The organism is Streptomyces sp. NBC_00878 (assembly GCF_026341515.1).
GTDB lineage: Bacteria > Actinomycetota > Actinomycetes > Streptomycetales > Streptomycetaceae > Streptomyces.
The window spans coordinates 4578784-4598799 of record NZ_JAPEOK010000001.1; the positions used below are offsets into that span (position 1 = coordinate 4578784).

The 20016-nt window shown below is 71.0% G+C and carries 20 protein-coding genes and 2 pseudogenes; 9 read left to right on the forward strand and 13 right to left on the reverse strand.

Annotated elements, in window-relative coordinates:
* Positions 1 to 144: 144 nt before the first annotated feature.
* The 3 genes from OHA11_RS19150 to OHA11_RS19160 form a co-directional block, all read right to left on the reverse strand.
* Positions 145 to 909: an SDR family NAD(P)-dependent oxidoreductase gene (locus OHA11_RS19150; RefSeq protein WP_266497918.1), complete on the reverse strand. Its 765-nt coding sequence runs from the start codon at positions 907 to 909 to the stop codon at positions 145 to 147.
* Positions 910 to 1094: 185 nt separating this feature from the next.
* Positions 1095 to 1508 (reverse strand): ATP-binding protein, encoded by a 414-nt coding sequence (locus tag OHA11_RS19155; RefSeq protein ID WP_266497921.1) that lies wholly within the window; start codon positions 1506 to 1508, stop codon positions 1095 to 1097.
* Entirely contained in the window at positions 1505 to 1735 is a 231-nt protein-coding gene (locus OHA11_RS19160) for a hypothetical protein (protein WP_266497924.1), read from the reverse strand. The genes OHA11_RS19155 and OHA11_RS19160 overlap by 4 nt, the downstream gene beginning before the upstream one ends.
* Positions 1736 to 1863: 128 nt before the next feature.
* On the opposite strand from OHA11_RS19160, the gene OHA11_RS19165 reads away from it, so the two are divergent.
* The 3 genes from OHA11_RS19165 (at position 1864) to OHA11_RS19175 (ending at position 4032) form a co-directional block, all read left to right on the forward strand.
* Positions 1864 to 2715: a helix-turn-helix transcriptional regulator gene (locus OHA11_RS19165; RefSeq protein WP_266497927.1), complete on the forward strand. Its 852-nt coding sequence runs from the start codon at positions 1864 to 1866 to the stop codon at positions 2713 to 2715.
* Positions 2696 to 2905, forward strand: coding sequence for a DUF397 domain-containing protein (locus OHA11_RS19170; RefSeq protein WP_266497930.1), 210 nt, complete (start codon positions 2696 to 2698; stop codon positions 2903 to 2905). The genes OHA11_RS19165 and OHA11_RS19170 overlap by 20 nt, the downstream gene beginning before the upstream one ends.
* A gap of 143 nt (positions 2906 to 3048) precedes the next feature.
* Positions 3049 to 4032, forward strand: coding sequence for a hypothetical protein (locus tag OHA11_RS19175; protein WP_266497933.1), 984 nt, complete (start codon positions 3049 to 3051; stop codon positions 4030 to 4032).
* A gap of 54 nt (positions 4033 to 4086) precedes the next feature.
* Here OHA11_RS19175 and OHA11_RS19180 read toward each other — a convergent pair whose 3' ends face one another.
* From OHA11_RS19180 to OHA11_RS19200, 5 genes and pseudogenes are all read right to left on the reverse strand, one after another.
* Positions 4087 to 4431, reverse strand: a complete 345-nt coding sequence (locus tag OHA11_RS19180) for a hypothetical protein (protein WP_266497936.1) — start codon at positions 4429 to 4431, stop codon at positions 4087 to 4089.
* A 31-nt stretch (positions 4432 to 4462) separates the two neighbouring features.
* A complete protein-coding gene (locus tag OHA11_RS19185; RefSeq protein WP_266497938.1) occupies positions 4463 to 5146 on the reverse strand; it encodes a SigE family RNA polymerase sigma factor in 684 nt (227 codons plus the stop codon).
* 103 nt (positions 5147 to 5249) lie between these two features.
* Positions 5250 to 5834, reverse strand: coding sequence for a hypothetical protein (locus OHA11_RS19190; RefSeq protein WP_266497940.1), 585 nt, complete (start codon positions 5832 to 5834; stop codon positions 5250 to 5252).
* A gap of 219 nt (positions 5835 to 6053) precedes the next feature.
* A pseudogene (locus OHA11_RS19195) lies at positions 6054 to 6344 on the reverse strand (serine hydrolase); the annotation flags it as partial.
* Between the two features lie 65 nt (positions 6345 to 6409).
* The gene (locus OHA11_RS19200) at positions 6410 to 8131 is read right to left on the reverse strand and encodes a fatty acid--CoA ligase family protein (protein ID WP_266497942.1); all 1722 of its coding nucleotides are present in this window, start codon (positions 8129 to 8131) and stop codon (positions 6410 to 6412) included.
* A 102-nt stretch (positions 8132 to 8233) separates the two neighbouring features.
* On the opposite strand from OHA11_RS19200, the gene OHA11_RS19205 reads away from it, so the two are divergent.
* The 3 genes and pseudogenes from OHA11_RS19205 (at position 8234) to OHA11_RS19215 (ending at position 10735) form a co-directional block, all read left to right on the forward strand.
* Positions 8234 to 9400, forward strand: coding sequence for a lipid-transfer protein (locus OHA11_RS19205; RefSeq protein ID WP_266497943.1), 1167 nt, complete (start codon positions 8234 to 8236; stop codon positions 9398 to 9400).
* Between the two features lie 61 nt (positions 9401 to 9461).
* Positions 9462 to 9845 (forward strand): annotated as a pseudogene (locus OHA11_RS19210) (Zn-ribbon domain-containing OB-fold protein); the annotation flags it as partial.
* Positions 9846 to 9964: 119 nt separating this feature from the next.
* A complete protein-coding gene (locus tag OHA11_RS19215; protein WP_266497945.1) occupies positions 9965 to 10735 on the forward strand; it encodes an enoyl-CoA hydratase/isomerase family protein in 771 nt (256 codons plus the stop codon).
* A 149-nt stretch (positions 10736 to 10884) separates the two neighbouring features.
* On the opposite strand, the gene OHA11_RS19220 is transcribed toward OHA11_RS19215, so the two are convergent.
* On the reverse strand, positions 10885 to 11538 hold the full coding sequence (locus OHA11_RS19220) for a TetR/AcrR family transcriptional regulator (protein ID WP_266497947.1): 654 nt from the start codon (positions 11536 to 11538) through the stop codon (positions 10885 to 10887).
* A 165-nt stretch (positions 11539 to 11703) separates the two neighbouring features.
* Between OHA11_RS19220 and OHA11_RS19225 the strand changes: the two genes are divergently transcribed.
* Positions 11704 to 12093, forward strand: coding sequence for a VOC family protein (locus OHA11_RS19225; protein ID WP_266497950.1), 390 nt, complete (start codon positions 11704 to 11706; stop codon positions 12091 to 12093).
* Between the two features lie 114 nt (positions 12094 to 12207).
* Positions 12208 to 13449 carry a glycosyltransferase gene (locus tag OHA11_RS19230; RefSeq protein ID WP_266497953.1) on the forward strand — a complete coding sequence of 414 codons (1242 nt, stop codon included), beginning with the start codon at positions 12208 to 12210 and terminating at the stop codon, positions 13447 to 13449.
* A gap of 88 nt (positions 13450 to 13537) precedes the next feature.
* Here the strand turns inward: OHA11_RS19230 and OHA11_RS19235 are convergent, their stop codons facing one another.
* Together OHA11_RS19235 and OHA11_RS19240 are read right to left on the reverse strand one after the other, a co-directional pair.
* Entirely contained in the window at positions 13538 to 15919 is a 2382-nt protein-coding gene (locus tag OHA11_RS19235) for a PQQ-binding-like beta-propeller repeat protein (RefSeq protein WP_266497954.1), read from the reverse strand.
* Between the two features lie 289 nt (positions 15920 to 16208).
* Positions 16209 to 17240, reverse strand: a complete 1032-nt coding sequence (locus tag OHA11_RS19240; RefSeq protein ID WP_266497958.1) for a VOC family protein — start codon at positions 17238 to 17240, stop codon at positions 16209 to 16211.
* Between the two features lie 135 nt (positions 17241 to 17375).
* On the opposite strand from OHA11_RS19240, the gene OHA11_RS19245 reads away from it, so the two are divergent.
* Positions 17376 to 18023, forward strand: a complete 648-nt coding sequence (locus tag OHA11_RS19245; protein ID WP_266497960.1) for a TetR family transcriptional regulator — start codon at positions 17376 to 17378, stop codon at positions 18021 to 18023.
* Positions 18024 to 18089: 66 nt separating this feature from the next.
* Here OHA11_RS19245 and OHA11_RS19250 read toward each other — a convergent pair whose 3' ends face one another.
* Both OHA11_RS19250 and OHA11_RS19255 read right to left on the reverse strand, forming a co-directional pair.
* Positions 18090 to 18677 (reverse strand): nitroreductase family deazaflavin-dependent oxidoreductase, encoded by a 588-nt coding sequence (locus OHA11_RS19250; protein ID WP_266497964.1) that lies wholly within the window; start codon positions 18675 to 18677, stop codon positions 18090 to 18092.
* On the reverse strand, positions 18677 to 19897 hold the full coding sequence (locus OHA11_RS19255; protein ID WP_266497966.1) for an acyl-CoA dehydrogenase family protein: 1221 nt from the start codon (positions 19895 to 19897) through the stop codon (positions 18677 to 18679). Before OHA11_RS19255 ends, OHA11_RS19250 begins: the two co-directional genes overlap by 1 nt.
* Positions 19898 to 20016 lie beyond the last annotated feature (119 nt).

Genomic DNA, 20016 nt, shown 5'->3' on the forward strand with positions numbered 1-20016 from the left:
CGGGCCGGGCACCGGCACCCAACTCGGGCCGGGAACCGGGAACCGGGCATCCCCGGCCACGGCACCCATCGCCCGCGCACGGCCCGTTCGCGTTCACGTTCACGTTCACGTCCGGACGTGAAACGGGGGCGGGCAGCTCTCACCTCAGGCGGCGATGACGGCCGTCGCCGTCCGGCCACCGTCGACGTCGAGCACGATGCCGTGCACGAACGAGGACTCGTCGCAGGCCAGGTACACGGCGGCGTTCGCGATGGCGTCGGGAGTGCCCATCCCGCCCGCGGGGGTGCCCTTCATCATGATCTCGGCGGGGTGAACCTCTCCCGGTGCGGGCGTCAGCACCACCCCCGGCGAGATCGCGTTCACCCGTACCCCCTGCGGCCCGAACTCCGCCGCCCAAGCCCGGGTCAGCGTCTCCACAGCCCCCTTGGTGGAGCTGTAGAGGGCGCCGACCGGAATGCCCAGGCGCGCGATCCAGGAGCCCAGGTTGATGATCGCCCCACCGCCGGCCCCCAGCATGGCGGGCGCGACGGCCGCGGTCAGAAAGAACGGGGCCTTCACGTTCACGGCGTAGACCTGATCGAAGGTCTTCTCGTCGGTGGCCGCCGTGGTGTCGCCGGGGTAGATACCGGCGTTGTTGACCAGGACGTCGATACGGCCGCCGAGGACCCGCGTCGCCTCCTGCGCCAGCGCCTGCGAGGCCGCGGCGCTGCCGTCCAGGTCGGCCCGCACGAAGTCGGCACGACCGCCGCGTGCCCGGATCCCGTCGACCACCTCCTCGCCCCGCTCGGCGCCGCGGCCCGAGACAACGACGTGCGTCCCCTCGGCGGCGAAGGCCTCCGCGATCGCCCGCCCGATGTTGCTGGTCGCTCCGGTCACCAGGGCGGTCCTGCCCTCAAGCCGCATCGACATGGTCCACTCCGTTGCTTGGTTCTCCACCGTCAATCCGAACCGGGCCCTGGGTGGTGGGGTGGCCAGGGCGCGGGTGCCACTGTGCGACGGAAAAAATGGACTCGCAAGTCCAGACGAGGGTCGCGCCTACGCGCTCTGCCGCGGGCGCGGCCTGCCCAGGTTGCACCCCTCCGCCGCCACCTCGATCACCACGTCTCCCCCAACTCGCACCACACCGTCTTGCCCGTAGCCCCTTGCTCCACGCCCCACCGCAACGCCACCGCGTCGAGCAGCGCCAGCCCCCGCCCCGACTCGTCGTCCCCCGCCGCACAGAGCAGGACGGGCAGGGCACGCGGGTCGGGGTCGCTCACCTCGATGCGGATCCGACCGCCGCGCGCACCCTCCATACCAGCACTCGCACCCGCACCCGCACCCGCCACTCGTACGCGGACCGGGGTCCCCTCCCCCACATGCCGGACCACGTTGCCCACCAGCTCCGTGACGCAGAGCTGGACGTCGTCGCACGGGCCACCCAGGTGACGGCGGACCGTACGACGCAGGTCGGGTACGGCCTTGGGGAAGGCCAGCAGCTCCAGTTCGAGCAGCGACGCCGTGCTCACTGCGCGGCCGCCTCTCGGAGTACGGCCGCCAGCTTGCTCGCGGTAGCCGTGTTGCAGTTGCCGAGCGCGATCAGACCGGCCGACGGCGGATACGTACCCGCGAAGGTCGGCAGGTCCACCCGCAGGGACGGCAGCGTGATGCCGTGGGCGGCGAGGGCGGTACGGAGTTCGCCGACGCTGCGTTCCATGTCGTAGGCGGTGGGGGCAGAAGGCTGGGGGTCTCTCATGGGGACGCCTTTCCGTACGTACGACGAGTGCGATCTGTGACGATTCAGTCACACGTTGACGTCGAGCGGCGTACCGTAACAGGGGTTTGGGCTGCGCAAGAGCAACTGGCAAACGGCGGTGAAGAGTTGTGCCCCCACGCAAGGATCCCGACGCGTCGGCGAACGTCCCCTCCTTCTACGGCGCCGAGTTGCGCTACCAGCGGGAGCTGGCGGGCCTGACGCTGGAGCAGTTGGCGGAAGGAAGCTTCCGAGGCATCCCGTTCCTCAGCCAGATCGAGCGCGGGGAGCGGCGTATGCCGCTGGACCTCGCCCGGCACGTCGACAAGGTCCTCGGCACGGACGGCTTTTTCGAGCGCCGCTGTGAAGATGCGCGCAGGGCCCGGCAGTCGGGGCACGCGGAGTACTTCGCGGATGTCGCGGAGATGGAGCGGCATGCGGAGTCGATTGAGGACTGGGCGCCAACCCTCATTCCGGGGCTGTTGCAGACAGAGACGTACACCCGGAAAGTCATTCAGGTCGGGGCTCCATGGGTTCCCCCTGCGGACATCGAGAAGCAAGTGCAGGCTCGGATGGAGCGCGCCGAGATCTGGCAATGCGAAGACCGTCCGTCGTTCTGGGCGATCCTGCACGAGTCGCTGGTCCGCAGGCCCCTGCTCCCGCCGGGGGCAATGGCCGGACAACTGGAGCACATTCTGGAGACGGTCCACGCCACGCAGAGCGTTTTGCAACTCATTCCGGAAACCGCTACGTCCCATCCGCTGATGATGGGCGTCACCAAGACCATGACTTTTCCGGACGCCCCACCGGTGGTCTACATCGAGAGCCAGCACAGCGGTCAACTGATCGACTATCCGGCGCTCGTGAAGAATTACCGCAAGTCGTACGATCTACTCAGGGCCACGGCGCTACCGCCGGAGACGTCCCTGGCCATGATCGAGCAAGCGGCGAAGGACTACCGAAATGGCAAGCACAGAGCCTGACTTGAGCTCCGCGCGGTGGCATACAAGCGGCTACAGCAACGCCACCGGTGGTGACTGCGTCGAGGTAGCCTCGAACCTGCCCGGAGTCGTCCCCGTCCGCGACTCCAAGTCCCAGGACAGCCCCGTACTCCTGATCTCCCCCACAACCTGGACCACTTTCATCGCGGCACTCCTCCTCCCGCCGGAGTAATTGGAAGGTTCGGGACACCCTCAGCGCCCCTCAACTACCCCCAACCGTCCCCAACCTTCCATTCCCTCCGCCCTGGTAGGCCCGCGCGGCGGCGTTGTCCACAGGGTGGGCGGAGCTGAGTGGTTCTTCGGGATCCTGGGCGCGTGGATCGCGGAGACTCTCTACTTGCTCTCGCCGATGACGGCGTGCTGCTCTTCTCCCGGGCTCTCGCAGCCGGGTGGGAGCGTCGTGCGCTCTCGCGGGCGCTCGGGAGAGCGGGCTGGACTCGTATTCGTAAGGGGGCCTGGGCCGAGCCGGGGCGGGACGTGGACCTCCGGGTGTGCCTCAGGTCCGTGCAGCTCGCGCGTCCGCGGCTCGTCGTGAGTCACCGCTCGGCAGCCTCGCTCTGGGGGATCGAGACGCTCAACCCGGTAAGTCCGCAAGGCCCCTTGGAGTTCATCGATCCCGAGTGCGTGATTCGCCGCCAAGGCGAAGGCATCCTCGTCCACCGCATGTCCCTCGGGGCGGAGGATGCGGTCCTGCGCGGTGGCCTGCGGGTGACGGACGTCGGTCGTACGCTCGCCGATCTCCTCCGGAGCGGGCCCCGGGACGAGGCCCTCGTCGCCGTCGAGTCCGCTCTCACCTGGCGAAGGGTCGGGGGCGTCCGCCGACCGCCCCTCACGACCAGGTCAGCGATCGCCCTCGCGCTCGAAGCCCCCATGCGCGGAGCGGAGAGGGGCAACCGCTGGTTTCGGCTCGTCGATCCGAACGCGGGGTCGCCCGCCGAAACCATCGCGCGCCTGCGCCTGCACGACGCGGGCCTTCGCCCGGAAAGCCAGGCCGAACTCCGCACACCCGACGGCCGCCGTCGCTACCTGGACTTCCTCTTCCGGGCCGAGGGGCTGGCCGTCGAGATCGAGGGGTACGCCTACCACGGCTCCCGGGAGTCCCACCGCCGGGACATCGCCCGCTTCAACCAGGTCCTCCAATGCCCCGAGGTTCGCCTTCTCCTGCGCTATACCGCGGTGCAGGTTTTCCACCGCCCCGGGGAGATGGTCGAGGAGATCCGCGCAGCCCTCTCGAAGCTCCGGGAGGACAACGGTTCAGGAAGCCCGGGAAGCCGACGCCCCTCAGCCGCTCTCCCATGACTGACGGACACGGTCCTCAGTGGGAGCAGGCGCTGTGTCAGTTCCCAGCCTCGGTCAGGGAATGTAGTCAGGCGACGCGTCCACCACGTCCGGGACGCTGGGGGTGGGACTGGGAGTGGGTGGCGCCGTCGGGACGTTCGCGGGATTGACCGGCGTCGGCCGTTCCCAGTGCGCCGACACGAACAGGGCGCCGACCACCACGGCGGCCAGCACGAGCAGCAGAACGGTGCGGCGGAGGGGGCGGCTGACCTGGAGCCGGAACCGGGTCTGGCGGGACGGCGGGGCGGCGGGACGCAGATCGGACAGGTCGACCGAGTCGGTCCGGGCTCGCAGGGCGTCGCTCAGCCGTTGTTCGAGGGGGTCCGGGGGCAGGCCGGAGCCAGGGTCATGTTCGATCATCGCGGTGCCTCCGGGATCACGTATGGCTTCATCAGGAAGCCTCCAACTGTCGGCGCAGGGCCGCCAGTGCCCGGCTCGCGGTCGACTTGACCGCCCCACAGGACAAGCCCAACGTATCGGCGATCTGGGCTTCGCTGAGGTGGGACCAGTACCGCAGCACCAGCACCTCACGCTGCCGCCGCGTCAGACGGTGCAACGCGGCGATCACTTCTCCGTGCTCCTCGTTGAGCAGCACCGGTTCCTCCGCCGACGGCGCGTGGCCCTCGCGTTCGGGGACATGGGCCCGTACCGTACGGCGGCGGCGCAGGACCGAGCGGGAGGTGTTGACCACGCTCGTCCGCAAGTACGCGTCCGGGTTGTCCAGACCGGACAGCCGCTCCCCGTAGCGGCGGTACAGCGCCGCGAAGACGTCCTGCACCACGTCCTCCGCCGTGGGAAGGTCGTCCACCAGAAGCAGCGCCAACCGCACCAGGTGCAGGCGGCGGTGGGTGTACAACTCGTCGATACCGGGCCGCTCATCGCCGAGACCGGTACCGGCGCCGGCGCCAACAGCCGGTGAGCCCGGGGCCGACGACGGACGGCCCGCCCCGCCCACCGGGACGTCCTCGCGCCGGTACGACACGCCACGCGCCAGAGCGCGCACCAGGCCCCACACCTGATGCACACCCCAGACGGGGGCCGGGGCCGGGGCGGCCGGGATCATCGCTGCCTTCATGGATCTCCTGGACATGATGGTCTTCACAACCCCCGCCCGGAACCATCGCACGGAGGACGGTGGAGCCGCCGGACACGCGCCCGGCGGCCCCACCTCAGGTCCGTCAGCGCTTGGAAGGAGCGACCTTGGCGTCCCCGTAGGAGTCGGGCTTCGCGACGTCGTCGCTGTCACCCGGCACCGCCTCGACCGGGTCGTCGTCACCGGGACCGGGCTCCGCGCACTCGTCGTCACCGGGCACCGCGTCGATAGGGCCGTCGCTCCTGACGTCGATCCGGCCGCCCTTGTCGTCAACATAGACGTCCGCGTAGGAGTCGGGCTTCGTAACCTCGCCCTTGTCAAGCTCCGCCTCGACAGAGTCCCCGTCGCCGAGGTCGATCGGGCCCTTGTCGTCGATCTTGACGTCCTTGTAGGAGGTGGGCTTCGGCAGCTTGCCCTTGCCCGGCACCGCGTCGACCACATCCCCGTCGCCGAGGTCGATCGGGCCCTTGTCGTCGATCTTGACGTCCTTGTAGGAGGTGGGCTTCGGCAGCTTGCCCTTGCCCGGCACCGCGTCGACCGGGTCCAACTCCGCGCACTGGTAGGAGAGCCACACCTGCTTGCCCTTCTCCGGGGTGGGCGCGGAGCTGCCGGCGCTGGCCTGGGCGGTGAACGCGCCACCCATACCGATCGCGGCGACAGCGGCGGTCACTCCGATCGCGATACGCACTCGACGCGAACGGAGGCCGCCTCGGACGCTCTGACCTGCAAACATGTGATTCCTCGAATCGTCGATCGTGGCTGTTTCGGACGGGCCGCCACCACGGGTGGTTTCCCGTGGCGAAGGCCTTGGCTTGGAGGCGCCTCCACCCGGACAGACGTTCCGACCGCACCGAGGTTGCAGGTCCGAGGAAAATTTCCCGATCGGGGGTCAGGCGCGGAGTTCGCCTTCGATCAGGGCGTTCTGGGCCTGCTCCGTGGACAGGTCGGACGCGCCGTCGCCGGTCGCCTGGAGGGCCACCGCCCGGCGGCCGGGGATCTGGGCGTACGTCGTCGGGGCGGAGGTGTCGCGCAGGGCCAGCGGACGGATGATGCGCCGGGTGACGTCCTGCTCCCAGCTGTGCCCGGTGGCCTTCTGGCTGATCATCCCGGCGAGGATGTAGTTGGTGTTGGAGTACGACCACTTGGTGCCGGGAGCGAAGTCCGGGGCGTGCCGCATCGCACGGAGGGGCGAAACGTAACAGATAGGAACCATAGGAACGGATGGGGACAGATGGGTACGAGCCCTCACCGCCCCCGGGGGCCCCGCAGCTCCCCCTTGACCACCTTCCCGCTCGCGTTCCGAGGTAGCTCCCCCACGAACTCGACCGCCCTCGGCACCTTGTAGTTGGCCATTTCCCGTCGCGCCCACGCCATCAGGTCGTCGCCGGTCAGTGGCGTCCCGGGCCGCCGCACCACGTACGCCTTGCCGACCTCGCCGAGCCGTGCGTCCGGCACGCCGATCACCGCCACGTCGGCCACATCCGGGTGCAGGCCGAGCAGTTGCTCTATCTCCGCCGGGTACGCGTTGAAGCCGCCGACGATGAACATGTCCTTGAGGCGGTCGGTGATACGGAGGTTGCCGGCCGGGTCCAGGACGCCGATGTCGCCGGTGCGGAGCCAGGCGTCGGGGGTGAGAACCTCGGAGGTGGCGCGGGCGTCCTCGTAGTAGCCGCCCATGACGTTGAAGCCGCGGACCAGGACCTCGCCCTGGACGCCGGGAGCGACGGCGACGCCCGCCGCGTTCACCACCCTCACCTCCGTGCCCGGGATCGCGCGACCTGACGTCGACGCGATCACGCCAGGCTCGTCGCCGCGTCGGCACATCGAGACGATGCCGCTCGCCTCGGAGAGGCCGTAGGCGGTCAGGACCGTCCCCACCCCGAGTTCCTCCCGCAACCGCTCCACCAGGCGCAACGGCACCACCGCCGCGCCCGTCACCACCAGACGCAGGGGCGAGAGGTCGTACGCGTCGCGGCCCGGGTGGTCCAGGAGCGACTGGTGGAGGGTGGGCGGGCCGGGGAGTACGGAAATCCGCTCCGAGGCCACGTTCGCCAGGACCGTGTCCACGTTGAACACCGGCTGCGGGACCATCGTCGCGCCCCGCATCAGACAGGCGATCACACCGGCCTTGTAGCCGAACGTGTGGAAGAAGGGGTTGACGATCAGATAGCGGTCACCCTGGCGGAGGCCCGCGAGATCGCTCCACACCTCGTACGCCCGCAGCGTCTGCGCGTGCGTGATCACCGCGCCCTTGGGGCGGCCCGTCGTGCCCGAGGTGTAGACGATGTCGGAGGGGGAGGACGACTCCAACGCCGAGGCCCTGGCCCGTACTTCCGCCGCGTCCACCCCGTCGCCGCTCGCCAGGAAGTCCTTCCAGGTACGGAAGTCGGCGGGGGCGTCGTCCGAGAGCACCACCACCTGCTCCAGGTGCGGGAGCCCGGGCAATGGTCCCGCGGATCCCGGGCCGGGTCCCGGCTCGGACCCTGACTCCGACTCCGACTCCGACTCCGACTCCGGCTCCGGCTCCGACTCCGGCTCCGGCTCCGGCTCCGGGCCCGGGCCTGCGGAACCCTGCCCGTCCCCGGCCGCCCGCCGCAGCGACGCCACGTACGACGTCCCGAGGAACGTCCCCGTCACGAACAGCAGCTTCGCCCGGCTCCGGGCGAGAATGTACGCCGCCTCCGCGCCCTTGAAGCGGGTGTTCAGCGGGACGAGGACCGCGCCCGCCGACACCGCGCCCAGTGAAGAGACGATCCAGTCCAGGGTGTTGGGCGCCCAGATGGCCACGCGGTCGCCTGAGGCTACGCCGTTCGCGACGCAGGCCGCCGCCGCGCGATCCACTCGGGCGCCCAACTCGGCGTACGAGACGCGGGTGCGGCCCTCGACGACGGCCTCCACGTCGGCGTACCGCTCGGCCGCCCCTCGCACCAGCCCGGGAATGGTGCCCCACTCCATGTCACCGCGCACGGCGAGCCTCCCCACGGTCGACACCCAATAGCTGACTACCCGTCAGATTAGCTGTAGCCTGACGCCCTGTCAGCATTCGTGGACCACGGTGGAGGTGCGCCCATGGCAAGGGAAGGGGCAGGGGCAGGACTCAAGGACGCCACGGCCGTCGTCGGCATCGGGCAGACTCCCTTCGCCAAGCAACTCCCCGAGAACGAGAAGGCGTTGGCCTGCCGGGCGATCCTCGCCGCGCTCGACGACGCCGGGATCTCCCCCGCCGAGGTCGACGCGCTCGCCTCCTACACCATGGAGGAAACGGACGAGGTGGAGGTGGCGAAGGCCGTCGGCTTCGGCGACCTCACCTTCTTCAGCAAGGTCGGGTACGGGGGCGGCGGTTCGTGTGCCACCGTCGCGCATCTGGCCGCCGCCGTGGCCACCGGGCAGGCGACGGTCGGGGTCGCCTGGCGCTCACGGAAGCGGGGCAGCGGACCGCGCCCGTGGAAGAACACCGCGGTCCAACTCCCCACCCCCGCCCAGTGGACCCGCCCCTTCGGCCTCCTGCGCCCCGCCGACGAGATCGCCATGCTCACCCGTCGCTACCTGTACGAGTACGGGGCGACCCGGGACCACCTCTTCAACGTCGCCCTCGCCTGCCGCAACCGGGCCAACCAGAATCCCGCGGCGATGATGTACGAGCGCCCGCTGACCCGGGACATGTATATGACCTCGCGGTGGATCAGCGAGCCCCTCTGCCTCTTCGACAACTGCCTTGAGACGGACGGCGCGTTGGCCTGCGTCGTCGTCTCCGCCGAGCGGGCCCGCGACTGCCGGCGACGGCCCGTGTACGTCCACTCCGCGGCCCAGGGCCTGCCCGCCCAGCACCACGGCATGGTCAACTACTGGAACGACGACCCGCTGACCGGACCCGCCTGGACCGCGGCCCGACACCTGTGGAAGCACTCCGACTTCACCCCGGAGGACGTCGACGTCGCCCAGATCTACGACGCGTTCACGCCCCTCATACCGCTCTCCCTGGAGGGCTACGGCTTCTGCGGCCGGGGCGAGGGCGGCGCGTTCACCGAGAGCGGCGCCCTCGAAATCGGCGGACGGCTGCCGCTGAACACGAGCGGCGGCGGCCTCTCGGAGGCGTACGTCCACGGCTTCAACCTCATCAACGAGGGCGTGAAGCAACTCCGGGGCACGAGTACCGCGCAGGTTCCGGGCGCGGCAACCTGCCTGGTCACGGCGGGGGAGGGCGTACCGACGTCGGCCCTGCTCCTGAGGACCTGACCGTGCCCATGAACTACTGATCGACCGAGCTTCCGCCGAGCCGAGTATCCGAGGAGCCGACATGCTGACACCTGTCGTGGACGACGACGGCGCCCCCTTCTGGGAGTACGCCTCCCGGGGCGAGTTGCGGATCCAGGCCTGCGCCGAGCCCGGCTGCGGCGAACTCCGGTTCCCGCCCCGGCCCTGCTGCCCGCACTGCCACTCCTTCGACAGCGAGTGGCGCAGGATGAGCGGCAAGGGGCGCGTCTGGTCGTACGTCGTTCCGCATCCGCCGCTGCTGCCCGACTACGCGGCGCAGGCCCCGTACAACGTGATCGTCGTCGAACTTGCGGACGCCCCGCGCATACGGCTCGTGGGGAACCTCGTCAGCGGGCCGGAGGCGGCGCTCAACTCCGTTGCCCAGGAGCGGATCCGGATCGGGGCGAAGGTGCAGGTGGTCTTCACGGACGGCGCGGGTGGCGCGGGTGGCGTGGGCGGTGCGGGTGGCGTGGGCGGTGCGGGTGGCGTGGGCGGTGCGGGTGGCGTGGGCGGTGCCGGGCTGCCCCGCTGGGTACTGGAGCGGCCATGACCCTTCACCTCTCCACCGACAAGGACACCGGCGTCGCGGTCGTCACCCTCGACCGGCCGGAGAAACTCAACGCCATCGACCTCACCACCGCCGCCGAACTGGCCGCTGCCTGGCGGGAGTTCAGGTTCGACGACTCGGTACGGGCGATCGTCCTCACGGGCGCGGGCGGGCGGGCCTTCTGCACGGGCCTCGACCGGGGCGTCGATGTCCCGCAGCCCAACTCCCCCTACATGGTGGACGATCCGCTCGTCGCGATCGGCCCGAAGGCGAACGACCTGTGCAAGCCCGTCATCGCCGCCGTGAACGGGATGGCGTGCGGCGGGGCCTTCTATCTGATCGGCGAGGCGGACTTCGTGATCGCCGACGAGACGGCCGCGTTCTTCGATCCGCACACGACGTACGGCATGGTCAGCGCGTACGAGTCGGTGTACCTGGCGCAGCGGATGCCGTTCGGGGAGGTCGCGCGGATGGCCCTGATGGGCACGGCCGAGCGGGTCTCCGCGCGGCGGGCGTACGAGGTGGGGCTGGTCAGCGAGCTGACCGCGCCCGGTGAGGCGCTGGCCGCCGCCGTGCGGTGCGCGGACGTCATCGCGTCCTACCCGACCGAGGCCGTGCAGGGGACGGTCCGGGCGTTGTGGGCGGCGAAGGAGGCGACGCGGGCGGCTGCGCTGGCGCACGCCCCCCATCTGGTGTCGATGGGCAACCTCCCGAACGAGGCCCAGGCGGGCCTGTTCGCCGACCGCAGATCGGGGTTCCGGACCCGCTGATCAGCACACCGAGCCTTCACTCGTCCGTCCTCGCTCCCGCCGGAGCGACGGCCGCCGTGAGGAGCCCCTTCCGCGCCTGGTACGACGGCCGTCACTGACGGCACGACCGTCTCGCCGAGCCGCCGGTGCGCTGCCGAGCGGCGCTCGGATCACGCCGCGGCGTAGTCGGCGAGTGACGGCTCCAGCAGGCCGAAAGCGCTGTCCGCCTCCGCGGTGACCGTGGCGGAGATCCGGGCGTTGTCCTGGCCGGCGAGGGTGAGTTCCTGGATGCGCTGGAAGAGAGTGCGGTGCACGGCGCCGAGCAGGGCGGCCGCGGCGCGGGGGGTGATGTCGTCGCGGGCTGCGCCGGTGGCCTCGGCCAGGGCGTCGGCCAGGGCCGCCTCACGCAGGTCGTGCAGGTCGCGCAGGCGAGCGGAGAGGGTGGGGCTGTCGGCGATCATGCGGGCGAAGTCGGGGCCGGAGAACCCGGCGACCGGGTCGGCGGCCGTGGCCGCGTCGGTGAAAGCGCGGCGCAGTGCCGCCAGGGCGGAGTCGCCGGCCTGACGATCGGTCACGGTGCGGGCCAGGGAGGCGATGAAGGCGTCCTGGTGGTCCATGGCCAGATCTTCCTTGCGTGGGAAGTAGTTGGTCACCGTCTTCTTGGCGACCCGTGCGGCGCCGGCGATCTCGGCGATGGTGGTCTGCTCGAAACCCTGGGCGATGAACAGGCGGGTGGCGTGGTCGGAGATGAGCTGCCGGGTCTCCTGCTTCTTCGATTCCCGCAGGCCGGCAGGGGGTGCGGACGGGGTGGCATCAGTAGTCATGAGGCAATCTTACACTCGTAGCATTTTTACGTTGACACCCTCGGGAGGGCTGGGATAACTTTACGCCCGTCGCAAATTTTCCACGGACCGAAGAACGGGACTACTGGCCCGCACCCGACCGGCACCCACACCTCCCCCTCGCGGGAACCACTGAGGAGAAACGCGTTGCAGATCACCACCTCCACCGTCTCGCTCACCGTCGACGACGTCGCCGCCTCCCAGCAGTTCTTCACGACCCACCTGGGCTACACCGAACAGGCCGCCGCCGACGGATTCGCCTCCCTGGCCCGCCAGGACGCCGCGGTCGACATCGTCCTGCTCGCCCGCGGCCATCAGATCCTGCCGGCCGACCAGCGCGACCAGCACGCCTCCGGCCTGATCCTCGCCTTCACCACCACCGGCATCCAGGACGAGGAGAAGCGCCTGCACGCCGAGGGCGTGGACATCACCATGCCGCTGCGCGAGGAGCCCTGGGGCGAACGCCTCTTCCAGATCACCGACCCCAACGGCGTGATCGTCCAGTTCGTCGAGTGGGCGGCACCGGCCGCTCCCTGATCCCGCGGCTGATCCCACGACATCGGGGGCTTGCGGCAAAGCCCGGGGCGTGCCGGAAGATCACCGACCGAGGCAAAATCACCGAGGCAAGAATCTACGGAAGTGGGATGACGAATGCGCGTGTTGCTGTCGGCCTACGATTCGCGCGGAGGCGTCGAACCGCTGGTGGGGCTCGCGGTGCGGTTGCGGGAACTCGGCGCGGAGGTGCGAGTGTGCGCGCCACCCGACGAGGAGTTCGCGAAGCGGCTGGCCGGGGTCGGTGTGGAGATGGTGCCGACCGGCCGGTCGGTGCGCGATCTGGTGACCGGGAAGACGCCGCCGTCGGCGGCGGGCGTGCCCCGGCGGGCGGCCGAGTTGGCCGCCGCGTTCTACGACAACGTCACCGCGGCGGCCGACGGGTGTGACGTGCTGGTGGCGACCGGCCTCGTGCCGGCCGTGGCCGGAGTGAAAGCGGCGGCCGAGAAACTGGGCATCGACTACGTGTACGTGAGTTACCAGCCGGTCAGCCTGCCGTCGCCGCACCACCCTCCGATGCCGCGGCCCGGCCGGCCGCTTCCCTCGGACGTGACCGACAACCGGGTGTTGTGGGAGCGGGACGCCCAGGACGCGCAAGCGGTGTTCGGCGAGGCGGTCAACACCCACCGGGCGTCGATCGGGCTGCCGCCGCTGGACAACGTCCGCGACCACGTCTTCACCGACCAACCGTGGCTGGCCGCCGACCCGGTCCTGGCCCCGTGGCGGCGGCCGGCGGACCTCGACGTGGTGCAGACCGGCGCGTGGATCCTGCCGGACGAACGCCCGCTCCCGGCCGAGCTGGTGGCGTTCCTGGACGCCGGCACACCACCGGTGTACGTGGGCTTCGGCAGCATTCCCATACGCGATCCGGAGGGCGTCGCCCGGGTGGTCATCGAGTCGATCCGCGCGCAGGGGCGCCGCGCGGTCGTCTCCCGTGGCTGGGCCGACCTGGCCCTGATCGACGACCAGGACGACTGCTTCGTCGTCGGCGAGGTCAACCATCAGGCGCTGTTCGGCCGGACGGCCGCCGTCGTCCACCACGGCGGCGCGGGCACCACGACGACGGCCACCTGGGCCGGTGCGCCCCAGGTGGTGGTACCCCAGGGGGCGGACCAGCCGTACTTCGCCGGCCGGGTGGCCGACCTGGGCATCGGCGCGGCGCACAACGGTCCTGCTCCGACCGTCGAGTCCCTGTCGGCCGCGCTCAGGACGGCCCTGACCCCCGAGACGCGCGTACGAGCACGCACGGTGGCCGGCACGTTCCGCACCGACGGGGCGGCGACGGCCGCGAAACTACTGCTCGACGCCGTCGGCCAGGAAGGGCCGCCAGCGCCTGCGTGAACCACGCGGGACCGTCGGGTCAGCGGGACCGTCGGGTCAGGGGGAGTTCTCCGGGCGGCGGGGTTGTGACATATGCGGCCCCGCCACGTCAGGAACGGGCGGTGCCCGTTCCCTTCTCCGCGTCCAGTGCGTACACGCACCGGTCCTTACTGCACGCGTACACCACCCCGTCCTTGACGACGGGCGCCCCGGTGATCTCCCCGCCCGTGGCGAGCTTCCAGCGGAGCCGGCCGTCGTCGGCCTTCAGGGTGTAGAGGAGGTGGTCGGTGGAACCGAAGTGGATGCGGCCGTCGGCGACGGCGGGGGCGCCCACGAGCTCGCCGCCCGCCTGGAAGCGCCACTTCGGTGTACCGGTGACCGCGTCCAGGGTGTAGAGCCCCTTCCCGGAGCCGACGTGGACGTGCCCCGCGGAGACGAGCACCGGGTCGAGCGAGGCACGCGACTCCGTGGCGATGCGCCAGCGGTCGCGGCCGTCGGTGGCGTCGAGCGCGTAGACCGTGCCGAGGTAGTCGGCGAGGTAGACCCCGCCGCCCGTGACGGCGGGACCCGGGGCGAAGGTGGGCGGGCTGAGGAAGACCGCGGGCGCCTCGAAGTGCCAGCGGACATGGCCGCCGGCGATGTCGATGGCGAGGACCCGGGTGCCGGCGGACACGTACACGTATCCGTCGTCGGCCTGGGTCAGCCGGACCGGGACGCCGCCGCAGGACGCCGCGTCCCCGATGGGGTACGACCAGCGCTCGTCGCCGGTACGGGCGTCCAGGGCGCGCAGGCGGGCGTCCTTCCAGACGTAGACCGTGCCATCGTGGATGACGGGTCCGGCCTCGGGCGACTCGAAGTCGGTCTGGGCGCCGGTGATCTCCCAGAGCTTCTGGCCGTTGGCGGCCTCCCAGGCCTGTACGCCACCGCCGCGGGTGCCGGTGATGACCGTGCCGCGGTCGGCCTTGAGGGAGTACACCCAGGCGTCGGTCGGCAGCCGCCACAGGTCGGTGCCCTCGCGGGCGTCCAGGGCGAAGAGGGTGGGACCGTCGGAGGCGAGAACGCGGCCGCCGGCGACCGCCATCGACCAGGCGACGTCCCGGGTCTTGAAGCGGCGCCGGCCGGTGGCCACGTCCAGGGCGTGCACCTCGAAGGAGGTGACGTAGACGAGGTCTCCAGCTACGGCGGGCGTCCCCCACACGTCGTTCGACATGCGGAAGCGCCACGGCCGCCAGGCGGAGGCCGAGTCGTGGCCGGGGCCGGGGGCCGTCGCGGGCGCGGGTACCGGGACGGGTCCGGCGCCGGGTACGACGGGGTCGGCGCCGTTCACGCCGGGGCGCGGGCGGGACCAGGAGGCGGCGAGGCCGGCCTCGGGGGGAGGTGCCTTGACGGCGGCGGCGCGGGCGTCGGCGACGCGCGGGCCCGGGCCGATGGGCACCTTCGCGCCCGCGAGGCGTACGGGACCGCCGTCGGGCGCGCCACCGTGCCGGCCGCTGCCCACGCCGACCGGGACGGGAGGCGGGTCGTGGGGCGGCGGGGGCGGCACCACGGGGGCTCCTCGTCCGCCACTGCGGCCGGACGACGGCTTCGGCGCCGGGCGGCCCCCGCGGCGCGTCTCGATGAGGCCCACGGCCCGCTCGGGCAGCCACGCGGAGGCCGTACCGCTGTCGTCGGAGCCGGAGCCGAAGAGGTGCGGGGCCAACTGGGCCTGGAGGTCGGCCGGGTTCGGGCGGGCCGTGGCCTCCATCTGCATGCAGGACTCGATGAGCGGGCGCAGCTCCTCCGGCAGGCCTTCGAGGTCCGGGCCCTCGCGGAGCAGCATGAAGACGGTCTCGACGGGGTTCGCGCCGTGGAAGGGCGCGTGGCCGGTGGCGGCGAAGACGAGCATCGAGCCGAGCGAGAAGACGTCGCTCGCGCCGGTCACGCTGCGGGAGTCCTTCGCCTGCTCGGGCGACATGTAGGCGGGCGTACCGACGGCGACGTTGGTCATCGTCAGCCGGGTGTTCGACACCCCGGAGGCGATACCGAAGTCGATGACGCGCGGTCCGTCCTCCACGACGAGGACGTTCGACGGCTTCAGGTCGCGGTGGACGAGACCGGCGCCGTGGATGGACTGCAGGGCCTCCGCGACTCCCGCCGCGAGCCAGCGGACCGCCTGGGCGGGCATCGGCCCGCACTCGGCCACTATCTCTTCGAGGGAGGGCGCGGGCACGTACGCGGTGGCCAGCCACGGCACGGCGGCGCGCGCGTCGGCGTCGACCACGGCGGCCGTGTAGAAGCCGGACACGGCGCGTGCCGCCTCGACCTCGCGCGAGAAGCGGACCCGGAACAGCTGGTCCTCGGCGAGCTCCGTCCGGACCGTCTTGATCGCCACCCGCCGGCCCGAGGCCGAGCGCGCGAGATAGACCAGCCCCATGCCGCCGGCTCCCAGCCGTCCCAGCACCTCGAACGGCCCGATCCGCCGCGGATCGTGCTGTGTCAGCTGATCCACCACTTGCCTGCCACCTCCCCGTACGCGGCCGCGCTTCCAGCCACCGTTCCATCCGCAGCTTCAGCCACTGCGCAGCGTCTCACCACCGAGCCTCTCCGGCGGCACGCACCCCGATTCTTCCTGGCCGCGGCTCCGGTTGCGAACCCAGACGCAAACCGGGATGGCTCAGAGAATCTCATGACAAAAGACCCGACCTCACCTTGCTTTTCAACGCCGCCCGGTGTTTTTCGATGCCTTTCACAGCTTTGCGCACACCGATCATCCGTCCTTCAACACTGAAGCACGGTGAATTTCAGGCTTGCAGCAGGGCGAAGGACGCCCCCTGATTGTCCGTGACGACCGCCACGCGCCCGTACGAGGTGTCGAAAGGCGTCGCCTGGACCCGTCCGCCGAGCCGCACCACCGCCCCGAGGACCGCCTCGCAGTCCTCCACCCCGAAGTGGACGAGGAAATGGGGCGGCATCTCGACCGGGAAGACCTCGGAGACGAGGACCCGCCCGAAGTCGCGGGTGGTTCCCGGACCGAAGAGGGCGTCGTGGAATAGACGGGTGTAGAAGGAGTCGGCGACGGCCGTGTTCCGCGCGTACAGCTCGACCCAGCTGAAGGACCCCGGCCCGTGCCGCCTGCCGAACCCGGGGTGCGTGCCGCCCTCCCAGAGCCCGAAGACCGCGCTCTCGGAGTCGGCGGCGAGCGCGATCCTGCCGTACGGGCCCACCGGTACCGGTGTCGTGATCACCTGACCGCCCGCCGCCCGGATCCGTCCGGCCAGGGCGTCGGCGTCCGGGGTGGCGAAGTACACGGTCCACACGGTGGGCATCCGGCCGTCCCGCTTCGGTACGAGGGCGGCGACGGGGGCACCGTCGAGGCGCGCGCGGAGGGCGTCGGCGTACGGCGTGGGGCGGACGGGGGGCGTGTACGGCGTGAGGGCGACGGGGGGCGCGTCGGCAGGGGGAACGGCGGGGGTCGCGTGCGCCGAGGGGGACGGAGGCTCCGGGGAGCCCGGGGAGGGCTGGGGGGACTGGGAGCCCGGGGAGGGCTGGGGGGCCTGGGAGCCCGGGGAGGGCTGGGATGCCGGGGAGGGCCCCGCCGATGCCTCCGTCTTGCCGGAGAGGTCGACGGACTCAGCGGATTCGGGGGCCTCAGGCGCCCCAGGGGCCCCAGGGGCCTCAGGGGCCTCAGGGGCCTCGAAGGGCTCGAAGGTCCACCCGAAGAGTTCGCCGTAGAAGCGCTTGCCCGCCTCGACGTCCGGAAGCTGGGCGTCGATCCAGCAGGGGACGCCCTCGACGAAGTCGGCGAAGTCGGCAGATGCCTCAGATCCAGCCATGCGGCCAAGCTAACGGCCTTTCACGCATCCCGCAGAGCGGGCGGCATCCCGTCCCCTCCCCCTCTCTCCAGGCCCGCGCACCCCATTTGCAGTCGGCCGAATAGCGCTCCGATCACCCCTCGGTAAGCTGACGTCATGACAGGACAAGTGCGTACCGTCGACGGCCGTGTGGCCGGTCGGCGCGGGCAGGCGACGCGGCAGAAGCTGCTCGACTGCCTCAGCGAGATGCTCAGCTCCTCGCCCTACCGCGACGTCAAAGTCATCGACGTCGCGCGGAAGGCGGGCACTTCACCGGCGACCTTCTATCAATACTTCCCGGACGTCGAAGGCGCCGTCCTGGAGATTGCAGAGCAAATGGCAGCGGAGGGAGCCGGGTTGACCGAGCTCCTCGCAGGACGCTCCTGGGTCGGCAAGGCCGGCTGGCAGACCGCGCAGGAACTCGTGGACGGGTTCCTCGAGTTCTGGCGCAAAAACGATGCCATCCTGCGCGTCGTCGACCTGGGCGCCGCCGAGGGCGACAAACGCTTCTACAAGATCCGCATGAAGATCCTGAACTCCGTGAACAACTCCCTCACGGACACGGTCAAGGAGCTTCAGGCGAAGGGCAAGGTCGACAAGGACGTCAGTCCGGGGGCGATGGCGGGTTCCCTCGTCGCGATGCTCGCGGCGGTCGCCTCGCACCAGAAGGGCTTCCAGACCTGGGGCGTGAAGCAGGCCGAACTGAAACCGAACCTCGCCCTGTTGGTACATCTGGGCGTAACCGGCAAGAAGCCGACCAAGTAGGCCGACACGTCACACGGCAGATACGCCGGGCTTTCCAGGCACAAGTCCTGTCACACGGGCGGCAGTTCACTCCGGTGGACTGCCGCCTGTCGCGTTCCCGGAACCCCCGGGTCCGTCCCGCCGGACGATCCGGAACAGGCGGATCTCCCGCTCCACCCGCGCCTGGTACGTCGCGTACGGCGGCCAGAACTCCAGCAGCGCCTTCCAGGCGGTGTCCCGCTCCTCACCGCGCAGAAGACGGGCAGTGACCGGGATGTCCCGGCCCTTCCAGCTGACCTCCGCATCGGGATGGGCGAGCAGGTTGGCGGTCCAGGCGGGATGATCCGTACGCCCGAAGTTGGACCCGATCAAGATCCAGCTGGCTCCCTCGCTCCCCTGCCCTCCCTTCCCCTGCCCTCCTCCCTCCGGCATGCAGGCGAGAGGCGTACGCCGGGGCAGTCCGCTCTTCGCGCCCCGCGCGGTGAGGATGACGCCGGGCAGCATCTGGGCGCTGAGCAGCACCTTTCCGCGGGTGAGCCGGTGTACGGCGCGGTCGAGCGCGGGAATGAGATGAGGCGCGACCTTCGCGAACGCGGGCGTCGAGGACACCCTCTGCACGATCCGAACTCCTACTCCCACTCGTACTCCTACGCCTCCTACGCCTCCTACGCCCATCAGACCGCCACCTCCCCGCCGCCGAACAGCCGTGCCGCGTCCGCCGCGTGCTCCCGCAGCCGGTGGACCGGCCCGAAGAGCAGCTCGTCGCCGGCCGCCCGCTTGAAGTACAGATGCGCCTCGTGCTCCCAGGTGAACCCGATGCCGCCGTGCAACTGCACGCCCTCGGACGCGGCGATCCGCAACGCCTCCAGGGCCTGGGCGAGGGCGAGCCCACCCACCCGCTCCTCCCCCACAGCGGTCGCCCAGGCCGCGTAGTACGCGGCGGACCGCGCCGCCTGGACCTGTACGTACAGATCGGCGAGCCGGTGCTTCACGGCCTGGAAGGACCCGATCGCGCGCCCGAACTGCTCACGCTGCTTGACGTATTCGACGGTCCGCTCCAGTACGCGATCGGCGGCGCCGACGGCCTCAGCGGCAAGGACGGCGGCGACCGAGTCACCGACGCGCGCGAGCACCCCGGTCACGTCGACGGACTCATCCTCTCCCAGCAACTCGGCCGGTGCATCCCGGAGTTGAAGCCGGGACTGCGACCGCGTCTCGTCGAGGGAGGTCTGCCGTACGCGGGTCACTCCCGCACTTCCGGAACCGCCGTCGTCCCGTGCAAGAGAATCGTCCCGTACGAGAAAGAGGAGGGTCCGCGAGTGGGCGAAGCCCCCGGCGTGCGCGGCCACGACCAGCAGGCCCGCGCTGTGTCCGTCGAGCACCTGGTCGGCCTGCCCGTACAGCCGCCACGCGCCGTCGACCTGACGCGCCTGTACGCCGCCCGCGCGCCCGCCGCCCGCCCAGTCACCGCGGTTGTCGCCGGTCAGCCCGAGGGCGGTGGTCAGGCTGGGGCCCGACACCGCGAGCGCGGCGGTGAGTTCGCCGGAGGAGATACGGGGCAGCAGCGCGGCCCGCTGCCCCTCACTCCCCAGCGCCAGCAGCAGGGGCACGCTCAGCACGGCCGTGGCGAGCAGCGGCGAGGGAGCCAGCGCCCGCCCCAACTCCTCACTGGCGAGGGCGAGTTCGGTGACGGAACAACCGACCCCTCCGTATGCCTCGGGCAACGCGAGTCCGGGCAGCCCGAGTTGCCTCGCCAGGGCCTCCCAGAGCGCGGGGTCGTACCCGCCCACGGTCCGCACGGCGGTCCTGACCTCCTCAGGGCCGCAGCGTTTGAGGAGGAGCTCACGGAGGGTGCGGCGGATCTCGTCCTGCTCCGCGGTGAAGGTGGCGTCCATGGGCAGCACACTCCTTCGCATCTGACGGCGCGTCATGTTAGAGCGGCGGCGGTCAGATGCACAGAGGCGCGACGCCTCGCATGCCGCCTGCCGAGGGCATCAAATCTGATGTACCGTCA